2 protein-coding genes are annotated in these 1,949 nt (G+C 49.2%); both read left to right on the top strand.

The annotated features are described in order from the left end of the window. The first annotated feature begins 175 nt into the window (after positions 1 to 175). Entirely contained in the window at positions 176 to 916 is a 741-nt protein-coding gene (locus HMPREF3164_RS00650; protein ID WP_070448465.1) for a DUF6318 family protein, read from the top strand. A gap of 64 nt (positions 917 to 980) precedes the next feature. Continuing rightward, positions 981 to 1,949 (top strand): hypothetical protein (locus HMPREF3164_RS00645; RefSeq protein WP_246822539.1); only part of this gene is annotated, 969 nt, incomplete at its 3' end.

Here is a 1,949-nt window from a genome sequence, read left to right as displayed (position 1 = left end):
TGAATCGCTAAATATTTTGAATCATCGTAGAGTAATAGATATGACTTCTTCTGAGTCCATTTAGTACGTGCGAATAAGCTGTTCCATCGGAGGAATGGCGCATGGAACGTGTGGTTTTCAGAGTTGGTCTTATCTTATTCACCCAGCCACAATTTTTTTGAGGATGTGTTCACCGATGAATACTCGTATCCCTGGTTTGTCTCGTCGTGCCCTTATGAGCGCTTTGGGCGTTTCTGGGTTTGCTGTGTTGCTATCTGCGTGTGGGGAGGACTCGAAGCCTGCTGGAATGGCTACTGAGAGTTCGAGTTCTTTCTCTTCTGCGACTGTCGTTGCCTCTGCTTCATCCAGTAATGGCCCATCGCCGTCGTCGAGTGTGCCGCCGCATTATTCGGGGAACTCGAAAGCACCAGATGGAGAATTTCGTGCCGCTGATGTGTATGGTCCTGCGCAGAATGTTCCGAAGCCCAAGACGGAGGAGGGGTATACGAATGCTTCCTTAGAGGGGATGCGTAAGACGGTGCAGGCGTGGACGGAATGGCGTAACTACGGGCTTCAGACCGGGGACTTCAAAGAGGCCTATAAATATATCAGTAAGAACTTCACAGATGAACAGAAGACCTATGATTTTGATACTCGTCTTTATAAAAAGGGCGGGTGGATTGTAGGTGGAGATGTGCATGGCTACGAGTTCCATGGTGAGCCTATTAACCACGGTGGTGGTAAATATAAGTGGAAGTTCTTCATGGCTTGGCCACATCTCATCTATATTGAGGCTGATGGAGAGCACTATAAGGAAGTTGTTAATAAAGATTACGAGAATAACTGGTATATGATGACTCTTCACCATGATGGGAATCGGTGGCTTATCGATAGCGTTGAGTTCTTGGATATGAAGGGTGAGAAGAATGAAGAATAGAGCTCTTCCATGCCTAATGGTTGCATCATTGGTATGTGCCTCACTTTTTCAAGGTGTTCCGGTTATGGGTGATCCTCTCTGCGGTAATTCGGATGCTTCACTATGGTGTTCAGAGCAGGAGATATCTCAAAGCCAACAGTGGCGCGGTGGGAGACAGGCGCCAGAGCAAAATATAGGACAGTATCCAAATGCCGATCTGCACACGTCTCAGGAAAATAATGAACGTCGTCAAGATGAGTGGACGAGATGGTATCGGGAGCATCATCATGGGAATCTTGGGTTCGCTCAAGATAAAAGTGGTGCTAATAAGTCGTTTAGATTTGATGTTGCCAATGATGGTTCGTACTGTGTTAGTCGGGATGGGCGTGTGGGCCAGTATAAAGAATTTACTGATGATGGTCAGGCTAAACCTGTTGGGGAGACGATTACGAATCATCTGTTCGGTGATACCTGCACCCTGAACGACCCGGAAGCAGCACAGCAAGCTCAGGGTGAGTATGAGCGGATTATCACCGAGATGCGCACTCATTTGCTGGAGTTGATCCCGGCGCATCCGCACCTGACTTTGGATAGTGCGCATCCACCACATACGAGTAAGGGTGAGGAAACGAATTTCTACACCACTTTAGAGGGCAGTTCTAATATTTTTGAAGGGGATTTGCCGATTGGACGCACTAGGATTCGTGCGGTGCCGGTGGCGTATCGGTATGAGTATGGAGACGGGCACGATCTAAAAACACATAGTGCTGGTAGCTCGGTGTCTTCACAGTATTCTGGTCAATCCTTGCATGAGACGTCGACGAGTTATGCGTATCCGCAGGTGGGGAATTTTCATGCCTATGTCACGGTGACGTATGCGGGTCAGTACAGTATTGATGGTGGGCCGTGGCAGTTTTTCGGAACCGAGGTGTCTCGTGTGAGTGAGCCGGTGCTGGTGCGGGTGTGGGAGTCTGAGGTGCATTCGGTGGGTAAGACTTGTACTGAGGACCCGGGGGCGAAGGGGTGTCCGGGTCATGCGGAGGAGCCTGATGTG

Origin of the sequence: Rothia sp. HMSC08A08, from assembly GCF_001808385.1 — a bacterium.
Taxonomy (GTDB): domain Bacteria; phylum Actinomycetota; class Actinomycetes; order Actinomycetales; family Micrococcaceae; genus Rothia; species Rothia dentocariosa.
Note: the sequence above shows the minus strand (reverse complement) of the source record. Positions and strands in the feature narration are given on the sequence as shown.

Coding starts and splice junctions, on each gene's coding strand:
- HMPREF3164_RS00650 (WP_070448465.1), top strand. CDS start 176: ATGAATACTCGTATCCCTGGTTTGTCTCGTCGTGCCCTTATGAGCGCT.